The sequence below is a fragment of the Pseudomonas sp. NPDC008258 genome, assembly GCF_042956345.1.
Lineage (GTDB): Bacteria > Pseudomonadota > Gammaproteobacteria > Pseudomonadales > Pseudomonadaceae > Aquipseudomonas.
In genome coordinates, this window is sequence record NZ_JBIBGE010000039.1 from 18040 (window position 1) to 34223 (window position 16184).

The 16184-nt window shown below is 60.0% G+C and carries 15 protein-coding genes and 1 pseudogene; 6 read left to right on the forward strand and 10 right to left on the reverse strand.

Features of this window, described 5'->3' with window-relative positions:
• Positions 1-27: 27 nt before the first annotated feature.
• Positions 28-210 carry a hypothetical protein gene (locus tag ACFY9W_RS24910; RefSeq protein WP_391136137.1) on the reverse strand — a complete coding sequence of 61 codons (183 nt, stop codon included), beginning with the start codon at positions 208-210 and terminating at the stop codon, positions 28-30.
• A gap of 732 nt (positions 211-942) precedes the next feature.
• Here ACFY9W_RS24910 and ACFY9W_RS24915 point away from each other — a divergent pair.
• A complete protein-coding gene (locus ACFY9W_RS24915) occupies positions 943-3213 on the forward strand; it encodes a C1 family peptidase (protein WP_391136140.1) in 2271 nt (756 codons plus the stop codon).
• 55 nt (positions 3214-3268) lie between these two features.
• Here ACFY9W_RS24915 and ACFY9W_RS24920 read toward each other — a convergent pair.
• Positions 3269-3585, reverse strand: a pseudogene (locus ACFY9W_RS24920) (GTP-binding protein); the annotation flags it as partial.
• 1035 nt (positions 3586-4620) lie between these two features.
• Here ACFY9W_RS24920 and ACFY9W_RS24925 point away from each other — a divergent pair.
• Positions 4621-5280, forward strand: a complete 660-nt coding sequence (locus tag ACFY9W_RS24925; RefSeq protein WP_391136143.1) for a hypothetical protein — start codon at positions 4621-4623, stop codon at positions 5278-5280.
• Positions 5281-5542: 262 nt separating this feature from the next.
• On the opposite strand, the gene ACFY9W_RS24930 is transcribed toward ACFY9W_RS24925, so the two are convergent.
• Genes ACFY9W_RS24930 through ACFY9W_RS24940 form a run of 3 tightly spaced genes read right to left on the reverse strand, consistent with a single transcriptional unit; the run spans position 5543 to position 7184 of the window.
• Positions 5543-5848, reverse strand: a complete 306-nt coding sequence (locus tag ACFY9W_RS24930; protein ID WP_391136146.1) for an NIPSNAP family protein — start codon at positions 5846-5848, stop codon at positions 5543-5545.
• Positions 5845-6576 carry a hypothetical protein gene (locus tag ACFY9W_RS24935; protein WP_391136149.1) on the reverse strand — a complete coding sequence of 244 codons (732 nt, stop codon included), beginning with the start codon at positions 6574-6576 and terminating at the stop codon, positions 5845-5847. Before ACFY9W_RS24935 ends, ACFY9W_RS24930 begins: the two co-directional genes overlap by 4 nt.
• A gap of 47 nt (positions 6577-6623) precedes the next feature.
• Positions 6624-7184 carry an isochorismatase family protein gene (locus ACFY9W_RS24940; protein ID WP_391136152.1) on the reverse strand — a complete coding sequence of 187 codons (561 nt, stop codon included), beginning with the start codon at positions 7182-7184 and terminating at the stop codon, positions 6624-6626.
• A 200-nt stretch (positions 7185-7384) separates the two neighbouring features.
• Between ACFY9W_RS24940 and ACFY9W_RS24945 the strand changes: the two genes are divergently transcribed.
• The 3 genes from ACFY9W_RS24945 to ACFY9W_RS24955 all read left to right on the forward strand — a co-directional run bounded on the left by ACFY9W_RS24945 (position 7385) and on the right by ACFY9W_RS24955 (position 9974).
• A complete protein-coding gene (locus ACFY9W_RS24945) occupies positions 7385-8362 on the forward strand; it encodes a threonine/serine dehydratase (RefSeq protein ID WP_391136155.1) in 978 nt (325 codons plus the stop codon).
• Positions 8359-9306: an ornithine cyclodeaminase family protein gene (locus ACFY9W_RS24950; protein ID WP_391136158.1), complete on the forward strand. Its 948-nt coding sequence runs from the start codon at positions 8359-8361 to the stop codon at positions 9304-9306. Before ACFY9W_RS24945 ends, ACFY9W_RS24950 begins: the two co-directional genes overlap by 4 nt.
• A gap of 158 nt (positions 9307-9464) precedes the next feature.
• Entirely contained in the window at positions 9465-9974 is a 510-nt protein-coding gene (locus ACFY9W_RS24955; RefSeq protein WP_391136161.1) for a ProQ/FINO family protein, read from the forward strand.
• 48 nt (positions 9975-10022) lie between these two features.
• On the opposite strand, the gene ACFY9W_RS24960 is transcribed toward ACFY9W_RS24955, so the two are convergent.
• The 3 genes from ACFY9W_RS24960 to ACFY9W_RS24970 all read right to left on the reverse strand — a co-directional run bounded on the left by ACFY9W_RS24960 (position 10023) and on the right by ACFY9W_RS24970 (position 13136).
• On the reverse strand, positions 10023-10529 hold the full coding sequence (locus ACFY9W_RS24960; protein ID WP_391136241.1) for a GNAT family N-acetyltransferase: 507 nt from the start codon (positions 10527-10529) through the stop codon (positions 10023-10025).
• Between the two features lie 119 nt (positions 10530-10648).
• The gene (locus tag ACFY9W_RS24965) at positions 10649-11833 is read right to left on the reverse strand and encodes an amidohydrolase (RefSeq protein WP_391136164.1); all 1185 of its coding nucleotides are present in this window, start codon (positions 11831-11833) and stop codon (positions 10649-10651) included.
• 1 nt (position 11834) lies between these two features.
• Complete coding sequence (locus tag ACFY9W_RS24970; protein WP_391136167.1) at positions 11835-13136, reverse strand: MFS transporter; 1302 nt, start codon at positions 13134-13136, stop codon at positions 11835-11837.
• Between the two features lie 374 nt (positions 13137-13510).
• On the opposite strand from ACFY9W_RS24970, the gene ACFY9W_RS24975 reads away from it, so the two are divergent.
• Positions 13511-14641, forward strand: coding sequence for a porin (locus ACFY9W_RS24975; protein WP_391136170.1), 1131 nt, complete (start codon positions 13511-13513; stop codon positions 14639-14641).
• Here the strand turns inward: ACFY9W_RS24975 and ACFY9W_RS24980 are convergent.
• Entirely contained in the window at positions 14618-15556 is a 939-nt protein-coding gene (locus ACFY9W_RS24980) for a LysR family transcriptional regulator (RefSeq protein ID WP_391136173.1), read from the reverse strand. The genes ACFY9W_RS24975 and ACFY9W_RS24980 overlap by 24 nt on opposite strands.
• A gap of 57 nt (positions 15557-15613) precedes the next feature.
• Entirely contained in the window at positions 15614-16114 is a 501-nt protein-coding gene (locus tag ACFY9W_RS24985) for a redoxin family protein (protein ID WP_391136176.1), read from the reverse strand.
• Positions 16115-16184 lie beyond the last annotated feature (70 nt).

The following is a 16184-nucleotide window of genomic DNA, read 5'->3' on the forward strand; positions in this document are numbered from 1 at the left end:
TTCGTGCGGTTATGCGTCTTTTTCCTCTCAATTTGTATTCCGCAAATCTAACAACCCTGCCTGTGTCGCGCCCAGTTCAATACCCGGCATCCGGGAGGCGTCGAGAATCGCCTGTTCGGCGTGGCAGGCATCGGACATTTGAGCAGGCCGTTCGCCATTTTCAAGCGGCAGGCCTGCTGCTTGCCGAATCATCTTGATCGCAAAACGCATGCAGGCTGTCCTGCGGGACGGTGAACTGCTTACTCGGCGCGTGATACAGCATGGTCGTTTCGCGATGTGTGCGACTTGTTTACAGGCGGCTGGGCAGCGGCGAGCTGGCCAATCCTGGCAGCCAGATAACCCACCACCATCCCGCTGGCAAACAACCCGCCAGCACCTACCAACTACAGCGGGAAGCTCTATGACTGCAGCGTGACCATCAGGGCGACGGCAAAGCCGATCATGGCTAGCGCGGCACACTGGTGACGCCGCGCCATTTCAATGCGCCGCTCGAGCGGTTCGAGGGTCATCGGCGGTTTCCTTGATTGGCGGATCAGCGAGAACCCATGCCTGTTTCGACGCACTCAAGGCGCTCAACGAGCCGGTCCAATCGGTGCTCCAGTGCTTCGATGTACTGGACAAGTTCCACATTACCGGGGCAGCCATGCTGCTCCCCTCGCTTCTCCAGACGCGCTTGTGTCTCGGCGGCCCACTTGGCTTTGCACTCATCGCTGTAGGCCTGCAACTCGCCGTGGTGAGCCTCAAAGCCACCAGTCTCTTCAAGATCCCAGCACGGATCTGCAAACCATCCGCGCTTGATCTAGGCTCTGTGGTGCCGTTTGGACAGTGGCGATGCCTTCATCCTGGACCCGGGTGGTAGTGAGCCGAGGCCGGCTTTGCAGTCAGATGGACATGCCATGACCAATGGACCCCACGTCAGGCATTTCCAATGGAGCAACAGACATGCCCAAGGCACCCAGCGCATCCGCCAAAGCGCCACGAAAAACTGCAGCAACCAAAAGCAATGCTATCGCCACCCAGCCACCGAAGCCGCCGGTCCATCGCACCCCCATCGCCGGCCGGGTGTTTGACGCCCGCCCCGACCGCCTTGATTTTCGCGACCTGCCCTACACGCCTCCGCTACGTTCCCTGTCACCCTGCTGGCCATTGCAAACGGACCTGGCACGATACCTCAAAAGCTATGTGGCCGCAGGCCTGGTCCTCGATCAGGGCAGTGATGGCGCGTGTACCGGCTTCGGGCTGGCCTGCGTGGTCAATTACCTGTTGTGGCTGCAGCATCTGTCCCTCGGTGACGGGCACGTCTTCACCGCGGTCAGCCCACGCATGCTCTACGAACTGGCCCGGCGCTACGATGAGTGGCCGGGGGATGACTACGAGGGCTCAAGCTGCCGGGGTGCGCTCAAAGGCTGGCACAAGCACGGTGTCTGCAGCGAAACGCTCTGGCCCTTTTCGCAGAAGGGCTTTGTCCGGCCGCTACCCGGATGGGACAGCGACGCTCCGTCCCGGCCACTGGGTGTCTACTACCGCATCGATCGCACCTCGGTGGTCGACCTGCAGGCGGCGATTCTCAACATTGGTGCCATCTATGTTTCGGCAAAGGTCCATGACGGTTGGGACACACTGATGCGCAGCCGCGCAACCGCCGTACCGAAGAACCATGCCAGCCTTTCGATGATCCCCGCGGCGAAAGACCCAGGCACCCTGGGCGGTCATGCTTTTGCACTGGTTGGCTACAACCAGCGGGGCTTTATCGTGCAGAATTCCTGGGGCACCCGCTGGGGCAACGCGGGGTTTGCCATTCTGCCTTACGAGGAATGGGTGCTGTACGGCACCGACGCCTGGGCCTGTGCCTTGGGCGTTCCACAGCTGCTGCCGGCGGCGCAGCAGAAAGCCGGGGCTGTGGCCATGCGTACGCAGATAGCCTCGGCCTTTCGCCTGGGCTCGGGCCGTTCACTGACCAGCCTCGACCGTAGCGCACGGCAGCCGGCCAACCCGGTGGATGATCCCTGGCCCTTCGATCACCCCTTCCTACAACCTCTGTATCATCCCTTGACCACTCCCCGTGCCTACGAGCTGACCCTGGTCACCGGCAACGACGGCGAAATCGTCCCCACTGATTTTACCCACGATCCGCTGAACCGAGTCGGCCTGGTCCAGGAAACCGTGCACGAGCGGCCACTCGCCTGGCTTGCTACCCAGAACCCGAAGACGACACTACGCTTGGCGATCTATGCCCACGGAGGGCTGAACGCTGAGGATGAGTCGATCCAGCGCAACCGCGTGCTGGCGCCCTACTTCCTGGCCAACGGCATCTACCCACTGTTCCTGACCTGGAAAACCGGCCCCGGCGAAACCTTGGCGAATATGGCCGCTGACTGGTTCCATTCGTTATTCGGTGACCGCGATGCCCTGGCCACCGGAGTCTTCGAGGATCTCAAGGATGCCAAGGACCGCATGGTCGAGGCATTGGGCAATGTGCTGGGCACCGGCATCTGGTCGCAAATGCGCAACAATGCCCGTGATAGCAGTAAGCCGGGGCATGGCATTGACCTGCTGGCCGAGGCTCTGCGCGACCTGTCCAACACCCTGCAGCAACAAGGGGCGACACTTGAACTGCACCTTATCGGGCACTCCGCCGGTTCCATTCTCCTAGGCCACCTGCTTGACCGCCTCGGCCCTGCGGGTGGCAGTGTGGTGAAGGTGCGCAGCTGCGAGCTGTTCGCAGCAGCCTGCTCGTCGCGCTTTGCCCTGGATCACTACCTCAAGGCCCACGCCAACGGCGTATTGCCGCTGGATCAACTGTGGCTGGATGTGCTGCGCGATGAAGATGAGAAAGCCGATGGTCTGCCCACGCCGGGCTTCGCCGCCTATGGCAAATCTCTGCTGTACCTGGTATCCCGCGCCCTAGAGGATGTGCGCAAGCAACCCTTGCTGGGCATGGACCGCGCCCTGGACATGAAGTTTGCCACCAACCAGGACCAATGGGATGCCGGTTCCCTGGCCGATGTGCAGCAATGGCTGGCGAACTGGCCGAGCAAACCGGATCGCTTGCGAGTCTGGCCATCACCCTGGGTCCGGCACACCCGTGATGGCCAGCAAATCCAGGCGACCCATGGCTCTTTTGATAACAATATCGAGGTTATGACCTTCGTGCTCCGGCGCATCCTCGCCGGCAAGAAACTTGTAGGCGATCTGGAGTGGCTTGACTACTGAACTACTCTACAGCCGGTGAAAGATGCAAGCCCGCCGTGAGCTGGCGGGCTTCTCCCTATAGGTCTGGATGACCTTTGCCTGCCTTGAGCAGTCCGCGCTCGACGATAAAGTCGATCAGCGCCTGCAATCCTTGCCCGGTCTTTAGATTGATAAAGCCCCACGGCCGCTGTGGACACATGTGCTGGGTATCTTTTTCCATGACCTCCAGCGAAGTACCGACATAAGGTGCCAGGTTGATCTTGTTGATCACCAGGAAGTCCGACTTGGTAATGCCCACCCCGCCTTTCGCGGAATCTTCTCGTCCTCGGCGACATCGATCACATTGACCGTCAGGTCGGCCAGTTCCGGGCTGAAGGTGGCACTGAGGTTGTCAATGGTGAAGCGAGCGTAGGTCTCATGAGCGTGCGCATGCTCATCCATCAGCTTCAGGACGTAATCGCTGACCAGACCATTGCTGCCTAGGCCGACCTTTCTGTCGGCTTTTTCCAGCTATTGGCGCGCGCCTTCAACTTGGACCATCACCACTCTGAGCGGTGCAGCATCAATCATCAGCGACATAGCGACGGGCTCAACCATCAGTAGATGGGCCTTCAGTTTAGCGCGCCCGTGCTGCCTGGAAACTGGATGCGCGAACGTCACAGAACATCAGATGCGCCCTCAGGCCCGCGTGTGCGGTTTTTTTGTCATCTTTGTAGTCGCAGCTATTTCCAAAATTTCGCATTTATTTCGGAATCCGACACACGCGGCCCCGTATGCGGCCAGCAGGCGGCGATTTTGGGGAGTATCCGGCCACTGCTGATCCAGCTCGAAGTCTGATCTGTTGACTGCATGGGTGCATCATGCCAAGGATAAGGTCGACATCGCTTTACTCCTTCCATCATGGAGTGTGTATTGGGACGGCTCTCAATGCCGCCCCACATAGCCAAGTACACTATCCAAGGATGTCTAGTGTCAGCCGTCTCTGATTTAGTCGGTTGGGTAGTCATTTGTCTGCCTGGCTACGAGGAGTACTGAGGGTGCCGCGCAAAGAGAAAGGCGGCAGGGCATATGTAAAAAACCATTGTGGCAAACAGAAGCTTTCTACGGAGGCACCTAGAAAACGCTACGTGGAGGCTGCCGGAGAGTTCAATCCGCTAGGGCGAGGAACAAGAGGTTGAATTTTTGAATCCAAAACCGCTGGGGTGGAGAGGCTGCTTATGACCCATAGTTGCCCTTCATACAGGGTGGCTTACGGCCAAGAGTGGACGCGCGAGTGGCGATGGATAGTGAGGTCAGAGAGAACGTTTTATCTGAGGCAGATCACTAGCGACCGCCGGGCAAATTCAAAAGCGTATTCCCCGAGCGCTCGCGTCTGGATAGAAATGGACCAAGCTATTTTTGGGTAGCCACTCCTCAGAGGTGCTCCAGATGACTGTCACTAAGAACATACACAACGCTGCCTGGTTGATCTCTCCGGCTTGGATTTTGATGACTACAGCCGCAATGGCGGCTGAGAACCCTGACCTGGGCAATCCATTCTCACCAACCACACTCAAGGACTGGGTATCGGTCTTCAGCACCTTGGTCACCATGATCCTGGCGATATGGGGTATCGGGAGCGGCTTGAATTCAGCCCGAAAAGCGATCCAGGAGAAGCGCAAAGAACACCGTCAGAAGCAGCTCGCCGCTGCACGTGACATGATGAAGGAAATTTTCACAGATCCACTCGCCCGCGCTGCGATGCGAATGATGGACTGGTCGGGCCGAACCTTCACTCATGAAGGCCAGACCTACGTCATTCACTGGAGAAACCTCAAGCCAGCCCTTGTCGTGCATGAGAAGGGAATGGCTTTCAGCAAGCAGCAGGAGTTCATTCGTGACTGCTTTGAGGCTCTATTCGATCACTTGCTGGTGCTTAAGCACTTCCTTCAGCAGGACTACCTGCATGCAGCCGACATTGCTGTGCCCTTGAAGTATTACGCTGGGCGCGTCATGGCATATCCCGATACCTACGAAGGGTTCCTTCGGGCTTATGGGTATAGTGAAGTATATGACCTGATACAACTCCTTGCGGGGGATGGAAAATAGGGGCCGTGGTCACCAAGTTGTTTCAGTTGCTGTTGCGAGAGCGAGCCTGCCGCCCCCAAGCAGTATGATCGAGACGGCGGGGAGGCGCGCACGATATGGAGTCAAGTCGCAATTGGCAATGATGCTTACCTGGCCGCCGTCAGAGCCATCGAGGCCAATGCATGAATTGCGAGGGGCCGCTTCACGCCCTGAGGAAGTCAGTCACTCCTGCACGCATGCTTGCGCCCCTTTGTCTGGATTAGTTGATACAGCCCGGCCTACCTCACTCCAGCACAGCCCGAAGAAAGCTCCGCTCGTAACTGACAATAAACTTCAACTCGCAAGCTTCCGCGACCAGCCGCCGACCCTCAGCATCCTGCGCAGCCTCCAGGCGATAGCGCTCGTAGTCGCAAAGGCTGGCGAAACTGAACAGGCAGTAAGCGACGTTATTCGCCCCTTCCGCCGGCAGGAAATACCCGTGATGCTGCCCACCCAGACGGGTTACCACCGCAATCCAAGCGCGCGAGTAACGTTCAAAGGCATCGACTTGATACGGGTCGATGATGTATCGGACATGGCAGGTAATCATGAAATCGCTCCTTGATCAGAGTGTCTGGTTTTATGGGGTGCCTGCGCTTGGTCGAGCGTGACTGATTCCGAATACTCCAGATCCCAGCCCGCCATGTCCAGATAGCGCTTTATCCAGGCTTTCTGATAAGCCCCGCTGTAGATGCCATCCAGTACCAGCCAATAAATGAACATCGCAACAACCCCGATCATCACCAAGGCCAAGCCCTGGCTGGTGAACACGTCGGCGTTCTTGATCAGTTCCGTGCTGATGGCAATCATGAACGCGACCAGCGACGCAAAGCCCAGGTTTTGCGACACTGGTGGCCTTGCAGGTTTGCCGATCAGGTCGGAATACGCTGACAACTCACGGGCCTTGGCCCCCGTGTAGCCTTCATTGCGCAGGCTCTCGAGGAAAAAGGCGTAACAGAGGGTGCTTTCGCGATGGTGGAATGCCTGCCTGTCGATCACATGGTCGTCGAACGCCTGCGCATGCGTGGCGCGCAACCCCATCAGGCGCGTGAAATAAAGCGCGAGGCCCCAGGGTAGCAACGCCATGTAGGCATAAGGCAACAACACCGGGCGGGCCATGGCCACGAGCGCAAAGGCTACCAGCAATACCGTCGAGGCCAAGGCAGCCCACATCGGCCACAAGCGGCGGGCGTTGGCCAGGTTGAACAACCGCTTGTTCGGTTGCCGACGGCTGCGTTTATAGATTTCCTGCACCTGCGCCCACTCTGCCAGTTTCATGACGGCTCATTCCCTCGAAGTCGTTGATATATGCGCCAGGTAAACAGCTAAGGCTGCTCGCCCGCCAAGAAGGCTTTGCTGATTTCCCGGAACTGTTCGTGGCTGGCGGTACGCAGCAGTTCGAACACGACCATTTCCCGAGTGACTACCTGAACACCCAACGCCGCCATGCGCTGGAGCGCCGCAAGGTGGTTTTCCGCCGTGCGGCTCGACGTGGCGTCGGCAACCACGAACACCTGCTTGCCGCTGGCCACCAGGTCGAGCGCAGTCTGCAGCACGCACACATGGCTTTCGATACCACAGAGAACAACCTGCCCGCGCTGCATCAGCGATTGCGACAGGCAGTCGGCAGGTACGCAGGAAAAATGCAACTTCTCCACCACCGGCGCCGAGGCGCAGGCCTCTTTCAACCGTGACAGGGTCGGGCCCAGGCCCTTCGGGTACTGCTCGGAAAAAACCACAGGCAGCGCCAGCCGTGTGCAGGCTGCCACCAGCCACTCGATTCGTGCGGTGAGGCGCTCGGCCTCATGCATGGCGCCGATCAGTTTTTCCTGTACATCGACAACCAGCAATGTCGCCTGGCTTGCATCAATCAAAGCACCGCTCATAAAGCACCTACCCTTTTGTTGTTGTCAGTACCGGTCACAGCACCGCGCTGTTGGCCTTCAGCTTCGCAATCTGCCCGGCAGTGTAACCCGCAGCCTGCTCAAAATCGGCCAGAAGAAAAACACTCGGGATTGAAGGTGCTTGCCGCAAATAGATTGATAGTCTACGGTAGATAGTTATTCTACAAAAGGATTCTGCAAAAATGTCTGTCGACGCCACTTACCTATTGTCGCTTTACAAGGCGATTAGCGAAGCTCACCAGGCGCTGCGCCCGCAAGTGAGTGTTACCCCGCTAACCCACAGCGCCCGGCTGTCCGCAATGACCGGGTGCACAGTCTTGCTCAAATGCGAGCACCTTCAGCACACGGGCTCGTTCAAGTTCCGCGGAGCCAGCAACAAACTCCGGCTGCTGCCGCAAGCCCAGCGCAAGCTGGGGGTGATCACTGCTTCGTCAGGGAACCACGGGCAAGGCCTGGCGCTTGCCGGGAAAATGCTCGGCGTACCGGTCACGGTCTACACCACCACTTCCGCATCCTCGTACAAGCTGGACGCCATCCGGGCCCTCGGCGCCGCCATCGTCGGCCTGGATACGGATCCGCTGAGCGTCGAGCTTGAAGCTGCCCGTCAGGCTCAGGTCCAGCGCATTCCTTTTGTGTCGCCGTACAACGACCCCGAAGTCATCGCAGGCCAAGGTACGATCGGCATCGAACTGTTTGAGCAAGCCCCGGACCTTGACGCGGTGTTCGTCGCCGTTGGCGGTGGCGGGATGATTTCCGGCATCGGTGCAGCGCTTCGCGCACTGAACCCGAACATCGACATCATCGGTTGCTGGCCAGCCAACGCCCCAACCTTGCAGAAATCGCTCGAAGCCGGCGAGATCATAGAAATGCAGGAGGACGACACGCTGTCCGATGGCACTGCGGGTGGTGTCGAACCTGGCAGTATCACTTTCCCCCTCTGCCAGCGCCTCATCACCCGAACCGTGCTGGTCAGCGAGCAAGCAATCAAGGCAGCCATGCGCGATGTCGCCAGCGCTGAGCGCTGGATCATCGAAGGCGCAGCGGCCGTTGCCGTAGCCGGCATGCAAAAGCTGGCGGGTGAATACCAGGGCAAGCGCGTCGCGGTGATCATTTGCGGCCGTAACATCGTGCTTGAAAAGTTCCTGGGGGCCGTTCAATGAAGGTCTACAGCAAAGCGCAAATCATCGCTCGGCTTGACCTGGAGCTCGCCGTAAAGCGCCTTGAAGAAGGCTTTATCGCCTTTTCGGCGGGCAAGGCCCAGGTGCCCCCGGTACAAGCATTTGCGTTCACCGAGGCGAATGGCGACTGCTGCGTAAAGTCGGCTTACCTGGAAGGCAGCGACACCTTTACGGTGAAAGTGTCGACGGGTTTCTATGACAACCCGTCAAAAGGCCTGGAAAGCAACGATGGCTTGATGTTGGTGCTGTCTGCCACCACCGGGCAGCCGCTTGCACTGATGCAGGATGAAGGTTGGCTGACGGGTATCCGCACCGCCTTGGCCGGCCGTATTGCTGCACGCTTGCTGGCCCCCAGTAACGTGACAGCCATCGGCATCCTTGGCACGGGCATGCAGGCACGCCTGCAGCTTGAGCAACTGGGCGCCGTTACGCCCTGCAGGAAAGTGGTCGTCTGGGGCCGTGATGAGCCCGGGCTCGATGCGTACAAGGCCTTCGCGACCGGGTTAGGGTTTCAGGTGCAAACTACCCGAAACGCGGCGGATGTAGCCTACGCAGCCAACCTGATCGTCAGCGCAACGCCCTCTCGCGAGCCACTGCTGATGAGCGAATGGGTACAGCCTGGTACGCATATCACAGCGGTTGGTGCCGACACAGCGGGCAAACAGGAACTCGACGCAGCGCTCGTCGCCCGGGCAGACCGCATCATCGTCGACTCGCTTCGCCAGTGCAGCCAGTACGGTGAGGTGTCACACGCACTCAAGGCCGGTTTGATCTGCGACAACCAACTGGCGGAACTGGGTGCGCTGCTTGCCGGCCAAGTGCGCGGGCGTGACAACGACCATCAAATCACCTTGGTCGATCTGACGGGTGTAGCTGTTCAGGATGCCCAGATTTCGCGTTGTGCATTGGCCTGCATGGAAGGCTGAGAAACACAAACATCACCAGCATTACCAACCATGCAGCCTTCATCAGGCTGCTTGGTATCCCCAGGAAAAATGGGTATTCATCCTGTTTATGCTGATCTGTAGCGCTATATGGAATATCCTTGCGCCACGCAATCAACTTCGAAGCAGTGAATTGAACGATGGGTTTTGAACAACTAGCCGAGCTACGTGACCGCCTGCGGGCAGAAAAGGTGCAGGAAAAGGCCGATACCGCGAAACAGCCAAAGCGCAAGCCCGCCCCAAAGGCGAAGCCTCGTGAGCAGGATCCGGCGGTGGCAGCGATCTGGCCGTTGCAAAAGCACTTTCCGCTGGCCTTCCCAGTGAACCCGGCGCCCAAGGTGCCGCTCAAGGAAGGTATTTTCAAGGATGCCGAGCAACACCTGGAACTGCTTGGGTTAACCCCTGAACAGCTCAAGCTGGGCATCTCGACCTGGTGCCGGGGCAGCCGATACTGGGCAAGCATGGTGGAAAATGCGCCGCGCCTGGACCTGAATGGCCAACCCGCTGGCACAGTGACCGCCTCTCAGGCGATGTATGCCAAGCAGCAAGCATCGCGCCAGCGCAGCCAGGACCGCCGTAACCGTGAAAAGGCCAAAGCACGCGCTGCGGCGCCGGCCGCCGATAGCGCAGTGGAGCAGGCTACGGACTAAACCAGGTCGCAAGCAGCCCGGCCTGGTTTTTTCCGCTTCATGATCCGCTCATTCCGTGGCGTTGAAAGCAGGGTGGTATTCCACCACCCCCGCCGGAAACCCACCACGGAATGAAAGCGCCTGGAAATACGCCTGAGGAACGCCAGGCAGCACCAACCCTGTGTTCGCAATGAAGCCGAAACGGCTGTAGTAAGCAGGGTCGCCAAGCACCACACAGCCGGCTGCACCCTGCTTTTGCAAATCGCTCAACGCAGCCTTCATCAGGGCAGCGCCAACACCCCGGCCTTGCCAGGCAGGCAGCACGGATATGGGCCCAAGCCCGTACCAACCCGCTGCCCCCGTAGACACGGTCACTGGAGAGATCACGACGTGCCCGACGACTTGATCTTCGTCCACTGCTACCAGCGAAACAATCAACTGCCCAGCTTCACGTAGAGCATCGACAATGAATTGCTCGGTGTGACTGGAGTGCTCTGCCTGCTCGAACGCAGCCACAGTCACTGCGGTAATCTGCTTCAGGTCTTCGGCGCGCTCGTCACGGATTTCCAGTTTCATGATGATTTCTCTCAAGAGTCTGGGCCGATCATAACGCGCACTGCGTCGGCAGTGCCTGTCGACAGCAGTTTTGAGCCCAAAACTGCCGCCAACCAGCGACATGGATCAATGAATCGGCATCAAGCCAGGTAATCCTCAACCCACTTCACCCAACACTCGGCCCCAATCTTCACCAATGCATCGTTGAAGTCGTAGTGTGGGTTGTGCACCGAACACCCATGAAACTCACCCGTGCCGTTGCCCAGCATGAAGTAGCAGCCAGGCCGTGCCTGCAACATGTAGGCGAAGTCTTCGGTACCCATCACCTTCTTCGGCATCTTGTCCAGCAGCGCCCCATCGGCGAAAAGCGGCCTCAGGCTTTCACGCAGCAGCGCGCTCTCGTGATCGCTGTTGCACAACGCAGGCGCCAACTGGGTGAACTGCACCTCGATCTGCACGCCAAAGCTTTCGGCGTGCCCCTTCACCAGGGCTTCAATGCGGCTGTTGATCTTCTGCTGGGTCTCGGCCGTGTCGGTGCGCACGCTCAGCAGCATGCAGGCCTCGTCGGGGATGATGTTGTAGACGGTTCCGGCCTGGATCATGCCGATGCTGATCACGGCATATTCCTCCACGCTCAGGTTGCGCGACTTGATGGTCTGGATGCCACCGATCAGGCTGTTCAATGCCATCACCGGGTCCACCGACAGCTCGGGCATCGCACCGTGCCCACCTTTGCCGGTGATACGGATGCTGACGCGCTCGGAGGACGCCATGGTCGGCCCCGCCTGCACCACACAGGTCCCCACCGGCATGCCGGGCATGTTGTGCAGCGCATACACCGAGTCACACGGGAAGCGCTCGAACAGGCCATCGTCGATCATCGCCTTGGCCCCGGCCAGGCCTTCCTCGTCCGGCTGGAAGATCACGTTCAGCGTGCCGTTGAAGTTGCGCGTGGCCGCCAGTTGCGCAGCGGCTGCCAGCAGGATGGCGGTATGCCCGTCATGGCCACAGGCATGCATACGGCCAGGAATTTTGCTGGCATGTTCGAAGGGGTTCTTTTCGCTCATGGGCAAGGCGTCCATGTCGGCACGCAAGCCGATGCTGCGCGGGCTATCCCCCACTTTCAACACCCCGACCACGCCATGCCCGCCTACTTTACGATGCACTTCATAGCCGGCTGCCTGAAGCTTTGCGGCCACCAGCGCCGCCGTGTCTGGCGTGTCGCCGCCAAGTTCTGGCGCGGCGTGGATCCGCCGACGGATCATGACGAACTCATCCAGCTCTGCTGGCGAGCGCCGTGGTTCATTGCTCTGGAAAGTGCCCATGTCACTCGCATCCTTTGTTTTCAGGGAAGTATTTGAGGCAGGCCAGGCTGACAGCTCCCCCGGCCAGCAGGAAGTAGGCCGGCGCCAGCGGGGTGCCCAGTGCGGCAATCAGCCAGGTCGCCACCAGCGGCGAGAAGCCGCCGAAAATCGTGACCCCCAGGCTGTAGCTGACCGAGGTGCCGAAAGAGCGCCGTGCTTTCGGGAAACCCTCCATGATCAGCGCAAAGAACGCACCGGCACCGATGCAGGTCGGCAGGATCAGCACCGCCACGCACATCATCGCCAGGCCCATGTGCTGCACCTGTCCAAGCAGGTAGAACACCGGCAGCGTCAGTACCACCGGGGCGGCAACCGTCCACCCAAGCAGGCGCTTCCTGAGTTGATACTTGTCGGCGAACTTGCCGGCCAACGGGCAGATGATCGCCATGCAGCCGCTGCTGATACAGGCGATCGCCATCGCGCTGCCCGCCGGGTAATGCAGGGCCGTGGTCAGGTAGGTGGGCATGTAGAACACGAACAGATACATGCCAATGGTGGAGCTGGCCATCAGGCCGATGCCTTGGGCGATACGTTTGAGCAACTCGGCATCCAGCCGCTGTTCGGCCTTGTGTGCAGGGGCGGCCTGATGGGTTTCAGGTAGACGCGTGCGGATGTACCAACCGACCGGGCCGATCAGCAGGCCGAAAATGAACGGGATGCGCCACCCCCAGCTTTCCAGCGCAGCAGGGTCGAGCAACTGGCTGAGGGCAAAGCCGAAGCCGGCCCCGACCAATGCCGCATACCCCTGGCTGGCGGCCTGCCAGCTGACGTTCTGGCAGCGGTTGCCGACCGCACTGGACTCCATCAGGAATACCGACGCGGTACCGACCTCCCCGCCCGCCGACATGCCCTGGATCAGCCGCCCGGCTACCAACAGCAGCGTTGCGAAGATACCGATCTGCGAATACGTCGGCGCAAAGGCGATCATTGCAGTGCCCAAGGTCATCAGCCCGATGGTCAGGCTCAATGCTGCCTTGCGCCCGCGCCGGTCGGCGTAGCGGCCGATGACCATCGCCCCGACCGGGCGCATCAGGAAACCGACGCCAAAGGTGGCCAGCGACATCAGCAACGACGCCATCGCCGAGTCGGAGGGAAAGAAATGCTTGCCGATCAACACAGCGAAAAAGCTGTAGATCGTGAAGTCGTACATTTCCAGCGCGTTGCCCAGCGAGCAGGCAATCAAGGTCTTGCGTGAAGACGATGCCTGCGCGGCTGAGGGCGTGCCCGTCTGCATGCGGGCCGGTGCGGGTAGCGGTGTAGTCATTGTTATCTCCGATGGCAAATCGCGGCATGCAGCGAATATCGGCCAATCGGCGGCTCAACACACTTGCAGTTTGGGCATGTGGCTAACCAATGGTTAATTGACCGGGCCGGTCGTTGACCAATTTGCCCTAAGCCGGCGCACAGATTGCCTTGCCCGAGCGCGACGCCCCAATAACGCTCAGCCCGCAGGCCTTGGCGCATGGCCTTGCGCCGTGGTCGAAGCCTGTCTGGAACAGACCTTCCCGCCAACCCGAAGGGCCCCGCCAGGCCTCGATTAACCAATCGGCATGACATGGCCGAATAAGCAATCACACTGCAACGTGTTGTTCACCGACCCTACAGCCACCACATCACTGTGCTGGCCTGGAGTCGTGAATGAACACTCGCATTACGTCGTTGCTGTTGATGATCCAAGGGGCATGCCTTACCGCTCAGGTGCAGGCCGAGGGCTTTCCCGCGCTCGGCCGGATTGCGCCGGGTTTCGGTTACTACGGGGTGGATACCGGTTTCGATGACAAGCTCAAGGTCTACGGAACGCTGGATGCATTCGCCAGCTATCACGACTCGCAACACCAATCGGGCTATCGCCTGGCGGGCGGCGGCGCATGGACCAACAAGCTCGGGCTGTATGCCCGCAAGGGGCTGACCCCCGACACCGTGCTGGAACTCGACGTCGAGGAAGGCTTCAACATCAATGGCAAGGCCCTGGAGGGCACCTGGGACACCATCGGCAGCCTGCGCCTGGCAACCGTTGCCCTGCGCTCGCGCACACTGGGCAAGCTTGAATTCGGCAAGACCTACAACATGGGCACGCCCACCTACGCCGACCCGTTCCTGGCCACCTATGGTTCGCCCTACACCTACCTGGCCCTGCCTGCCGCCGGCAAGGGCGCCTATTACCTGGACATGCGCCCCAAGCACACCCTGGCCTACACCAGCCCGAACATAAACGGTTTCACCGTCGGCACCGCGATCAGTTTCGGCTTCGACGATGCGGCAAGCGCCGGGCGCACCGTGCGCGGTGGCGGCACCAGGCTGCAATACCGCAACAGCAAGGTGATGCTCCTGGCCTCCTACAACCTTTACTACAGCGACCCATGGGACGACGCTGGCACCTCGCGCCAGACGGCCAACTACTTCAAGAGCCTGTCGGCGTTCTACGATTTCGGCCCGCTGGCCACCAGCCTGACCTGGCAACGCCAGGACGTGGACCAGGCCGGCACGCCTGATACCACGCTGTATACCTTCGGTGTGATGGCGCCAGTGGGCGAGCTGGATGTGCTGCGCCTGGCCGTGATGCAGCGCAAGGTCACGGCCCACGACAAGGACGCAACAGGGGTGATGATCGGCTATGACCATTTCATCAACCCGCGCTGGGCCGTGTACGGACGCCTCGGCATGATCGCCAACCAGCGTGCGTCATCGGTGACCTATGCCGGCACCCCGGTGGACCAGGTTGGCGACAACCCGAGCAACGTCTCGCTAGGCATGTACTATCACTTCTGACGCCACTGAACGGGTTTGCCTGAGTACCTGCCCGCGCAAGCTGTGGAACAGCTCCTGGGCAGGTGCCGTAAGGCTGTGGCGGTCGATGCAGACCAGGTTGATCGGGTAATCCGGAATCAGCTCCTGCACCGCCATGGCCACGTACTCGCAATCCACGCCAAAGGTGAACCCCTGGTCCACGGCCAGCTCGCTGATGGTCATCAACGACTCGGTGTTCTTCAGCAGCTTGAGGGCCATCATCACCGAGGTGCATTCCACGGTGTTCTGGGGCACCCGAAGGCCGTTGGCCTCGAACAGCTGGTGAAACTGCGAAGCCTGGTCGGATAGCTCGTCCAGGCTGATCCAGTGGGCGTACTGCAAGGTGCGCAGTGACCTTGAGAACTTTTGCTGGTTCGACGCGTGGCAGATCACCCTGCCCTTGATGCTGCCCAGCGCCTCCCAGTCCAGGCTCAGCCGGCTCAGCGGTTGCTGGGAGGTTATGGCAAAGTCCAGGCTGCCATCGCGCAGCCGTTGCAGGATCTGGCTGGGCCGCAGGTCGGTGATGGTGATCTTCACCCGCGGGTACTTGCGCCGGAAAGCCAGAATGCTTTCATCGACCCCATCCAGCATCGCCGTCAGCGATGTGACCCCGATAGACACCGCACCCAGCGCGGCATCCTGAATGCTCGCGGCCTCGATCTGCAGGCGCCGGATGCTCTCCACCACCAGGTTGGCATGGCGGATGACGCGCTTGCCTTCCTCGGTAAGGGCCATGCCCTTGTGCGACCGCTGCAACAGGGTAAAACCGACCTCCCGCTCCAGCTCCTTGATCGAACGGCTCAGCGCAGGCTGGGTAATGTGCATGAGCTTGGAGGCTTCAAGGATGCTGCCTGCGTTATGGATGGCGACCAGCGCCCTGAGTTGGTGAAGTTTCAACCGTCTGTACCTTGTTGTTATCGGGTCGGTCTGAACTGATGGGGTTGCAGGGTGGAATCAGCGCAGCGCAGCCAGCACGCTCGCTGCATCACTGACCTCGAACTTGCCCGGCGCTTCGACCGCAACATGTGTAACCACCAGGTTGTCGACCACCATGGCATAACGCAGCGAGCGGCGCCCCAGACCGCGCGCCGACAAGTCCTGGATCAGCCCCAGTGCGTCGCTGAACTCACCGTTGCCGTCGCCGATCATCTTCACCGCTTCACCCACTTGCAGGCTGCTGCCCCAGGCGTTCATGACAAAGGCATCGTTCACCGAAACGCAGAGAATCTCGTCAATGCCGGCTGCGAACAACGCAGGTGCTGCAGCGACATAACCCGGTACGTGGCGTTCCGAACAGGTAGGCGTGAACGCCCCGGGCAAGCCGAAGATCACCACTTTTTTCTGCTTGCAGCGCTCGTGAACTGAAAAGGCATTCGGGCCGATCGCGCAGGCGCCTGCGTCGTTGTTGTATTCGTAAAGCTTGACGTCGGGCAGTTGCTCACCAGTCTTGATCATCATGGTCTCCTGGGTGCATTGAAGGATGGGCGCGATATGATGCCGCAGTCCACCAAGCCAGGTACACCGT

Excerpts from the sequence above, each read along its gene's own strand:
- ACFY9W_RS24945 (WP_391136155.1), top strand. The coding sequence starts at position 7,385 with ATGTCTGTCGACGCCACTTACCTATTGTCGCTTTACAAGGCGATTAGC.
- ACFY9W_RS24970 (WP_391136167.1), bottom strand. The coding sequence starts at position 13,136 with ATGACTACACCGCTACCCGCACCGGCCCGCATGCAGACGGGCACGCCC.
- ACFY9W_RS24985 (WP_391136176.1), bottom strand. The coding sequence starts at position 16,114 with ATGATCAAGACTGGTGAGCAACTGCCCGACGTCAAGCTTTACGAATAC.
- ACFY9W_RS24955 (WP_391136161.1), top strand. The coding sequence starts at position 9,465 with ATGGGTTTTGAACAACTAGCCGAGCTACGTGACCGCCTGCGGGCAGAA.
- ACFY9W_RS24940 (WP_391136152.1), bottom strand. The coding sequence starts at position 7,184 with ATGAGCGGTGCTTTGATTGATGCAAGCCAGGCGACATTGCTGGTTGTC.
- ACFY9W_RS24960 (WP_391136241.1), bottom strand. The coding sequence starts at position 10,529 with ATGAAACTGGAAATCCGTGACGAGCGCGCCGAAGACCTGAAGCAGATT.
- ACFY9W_RS24910 (WP_391136137.1), bottom strand. The coding sequence starts at position 210 with ATGCGTTTTGCGATCAAGATGATTCGGCAAGCAGCAGGCCTGCCGCTT.
- ACFY9W_RS24930 (WP_391136146.1), bottom strand. The coding sequence starts at position 5,848 with ATGATTACCTGCCATGTCCGATACATCATCGACCCGTATCAAGTCGAT.
- ACFY9W_RS24925 (WP_391136143.1), top strand. The coding sequence starts at position 4,621 with ATGACTGTCACTAAGAACATACACAACGCTGCCTGGTTGATCTCTCCG.
- ACFY9W_RS24965 (WP_391136164.1), bottom strand. The coding sequence starts at position 11,833 with ATGGGCACTTTCCAGAGCAATGAACCACGGCGCTCGCCAGCAGAGCTG.
- ACFY9W_RS24950 (WP_391136158.1), top strand. The coding sequence starts at position 8,359 with ATGAAGGTCTACAGCAAAGCGCAAATCATCGCTCGGCTTGACCTGGAG.
- ACFY9W_RS24935 (WP_391136149.1), bottom strand. The coding sequence starts at position 6,576 with ATGAAACTGGCAGAGTGGGCGCAGGTGCAGGAAATCTATAAACGCAGC.
- ACFY9W_RS24975 (WP_391136170.1), top strand. The coding sequence starts at position 13,511 with ATGAACACTCGCATTACGTCGTTGCTGTTGATGATCCAAGGGGCATGC.
- ACFY9W_RS24915 (WP_391136140.1), top strand. The coding sequence starts at position 943 with ATGCCCAAGGCACCCAGCGCATCCGCCAAAGCGCCACGAAAAACTGCA.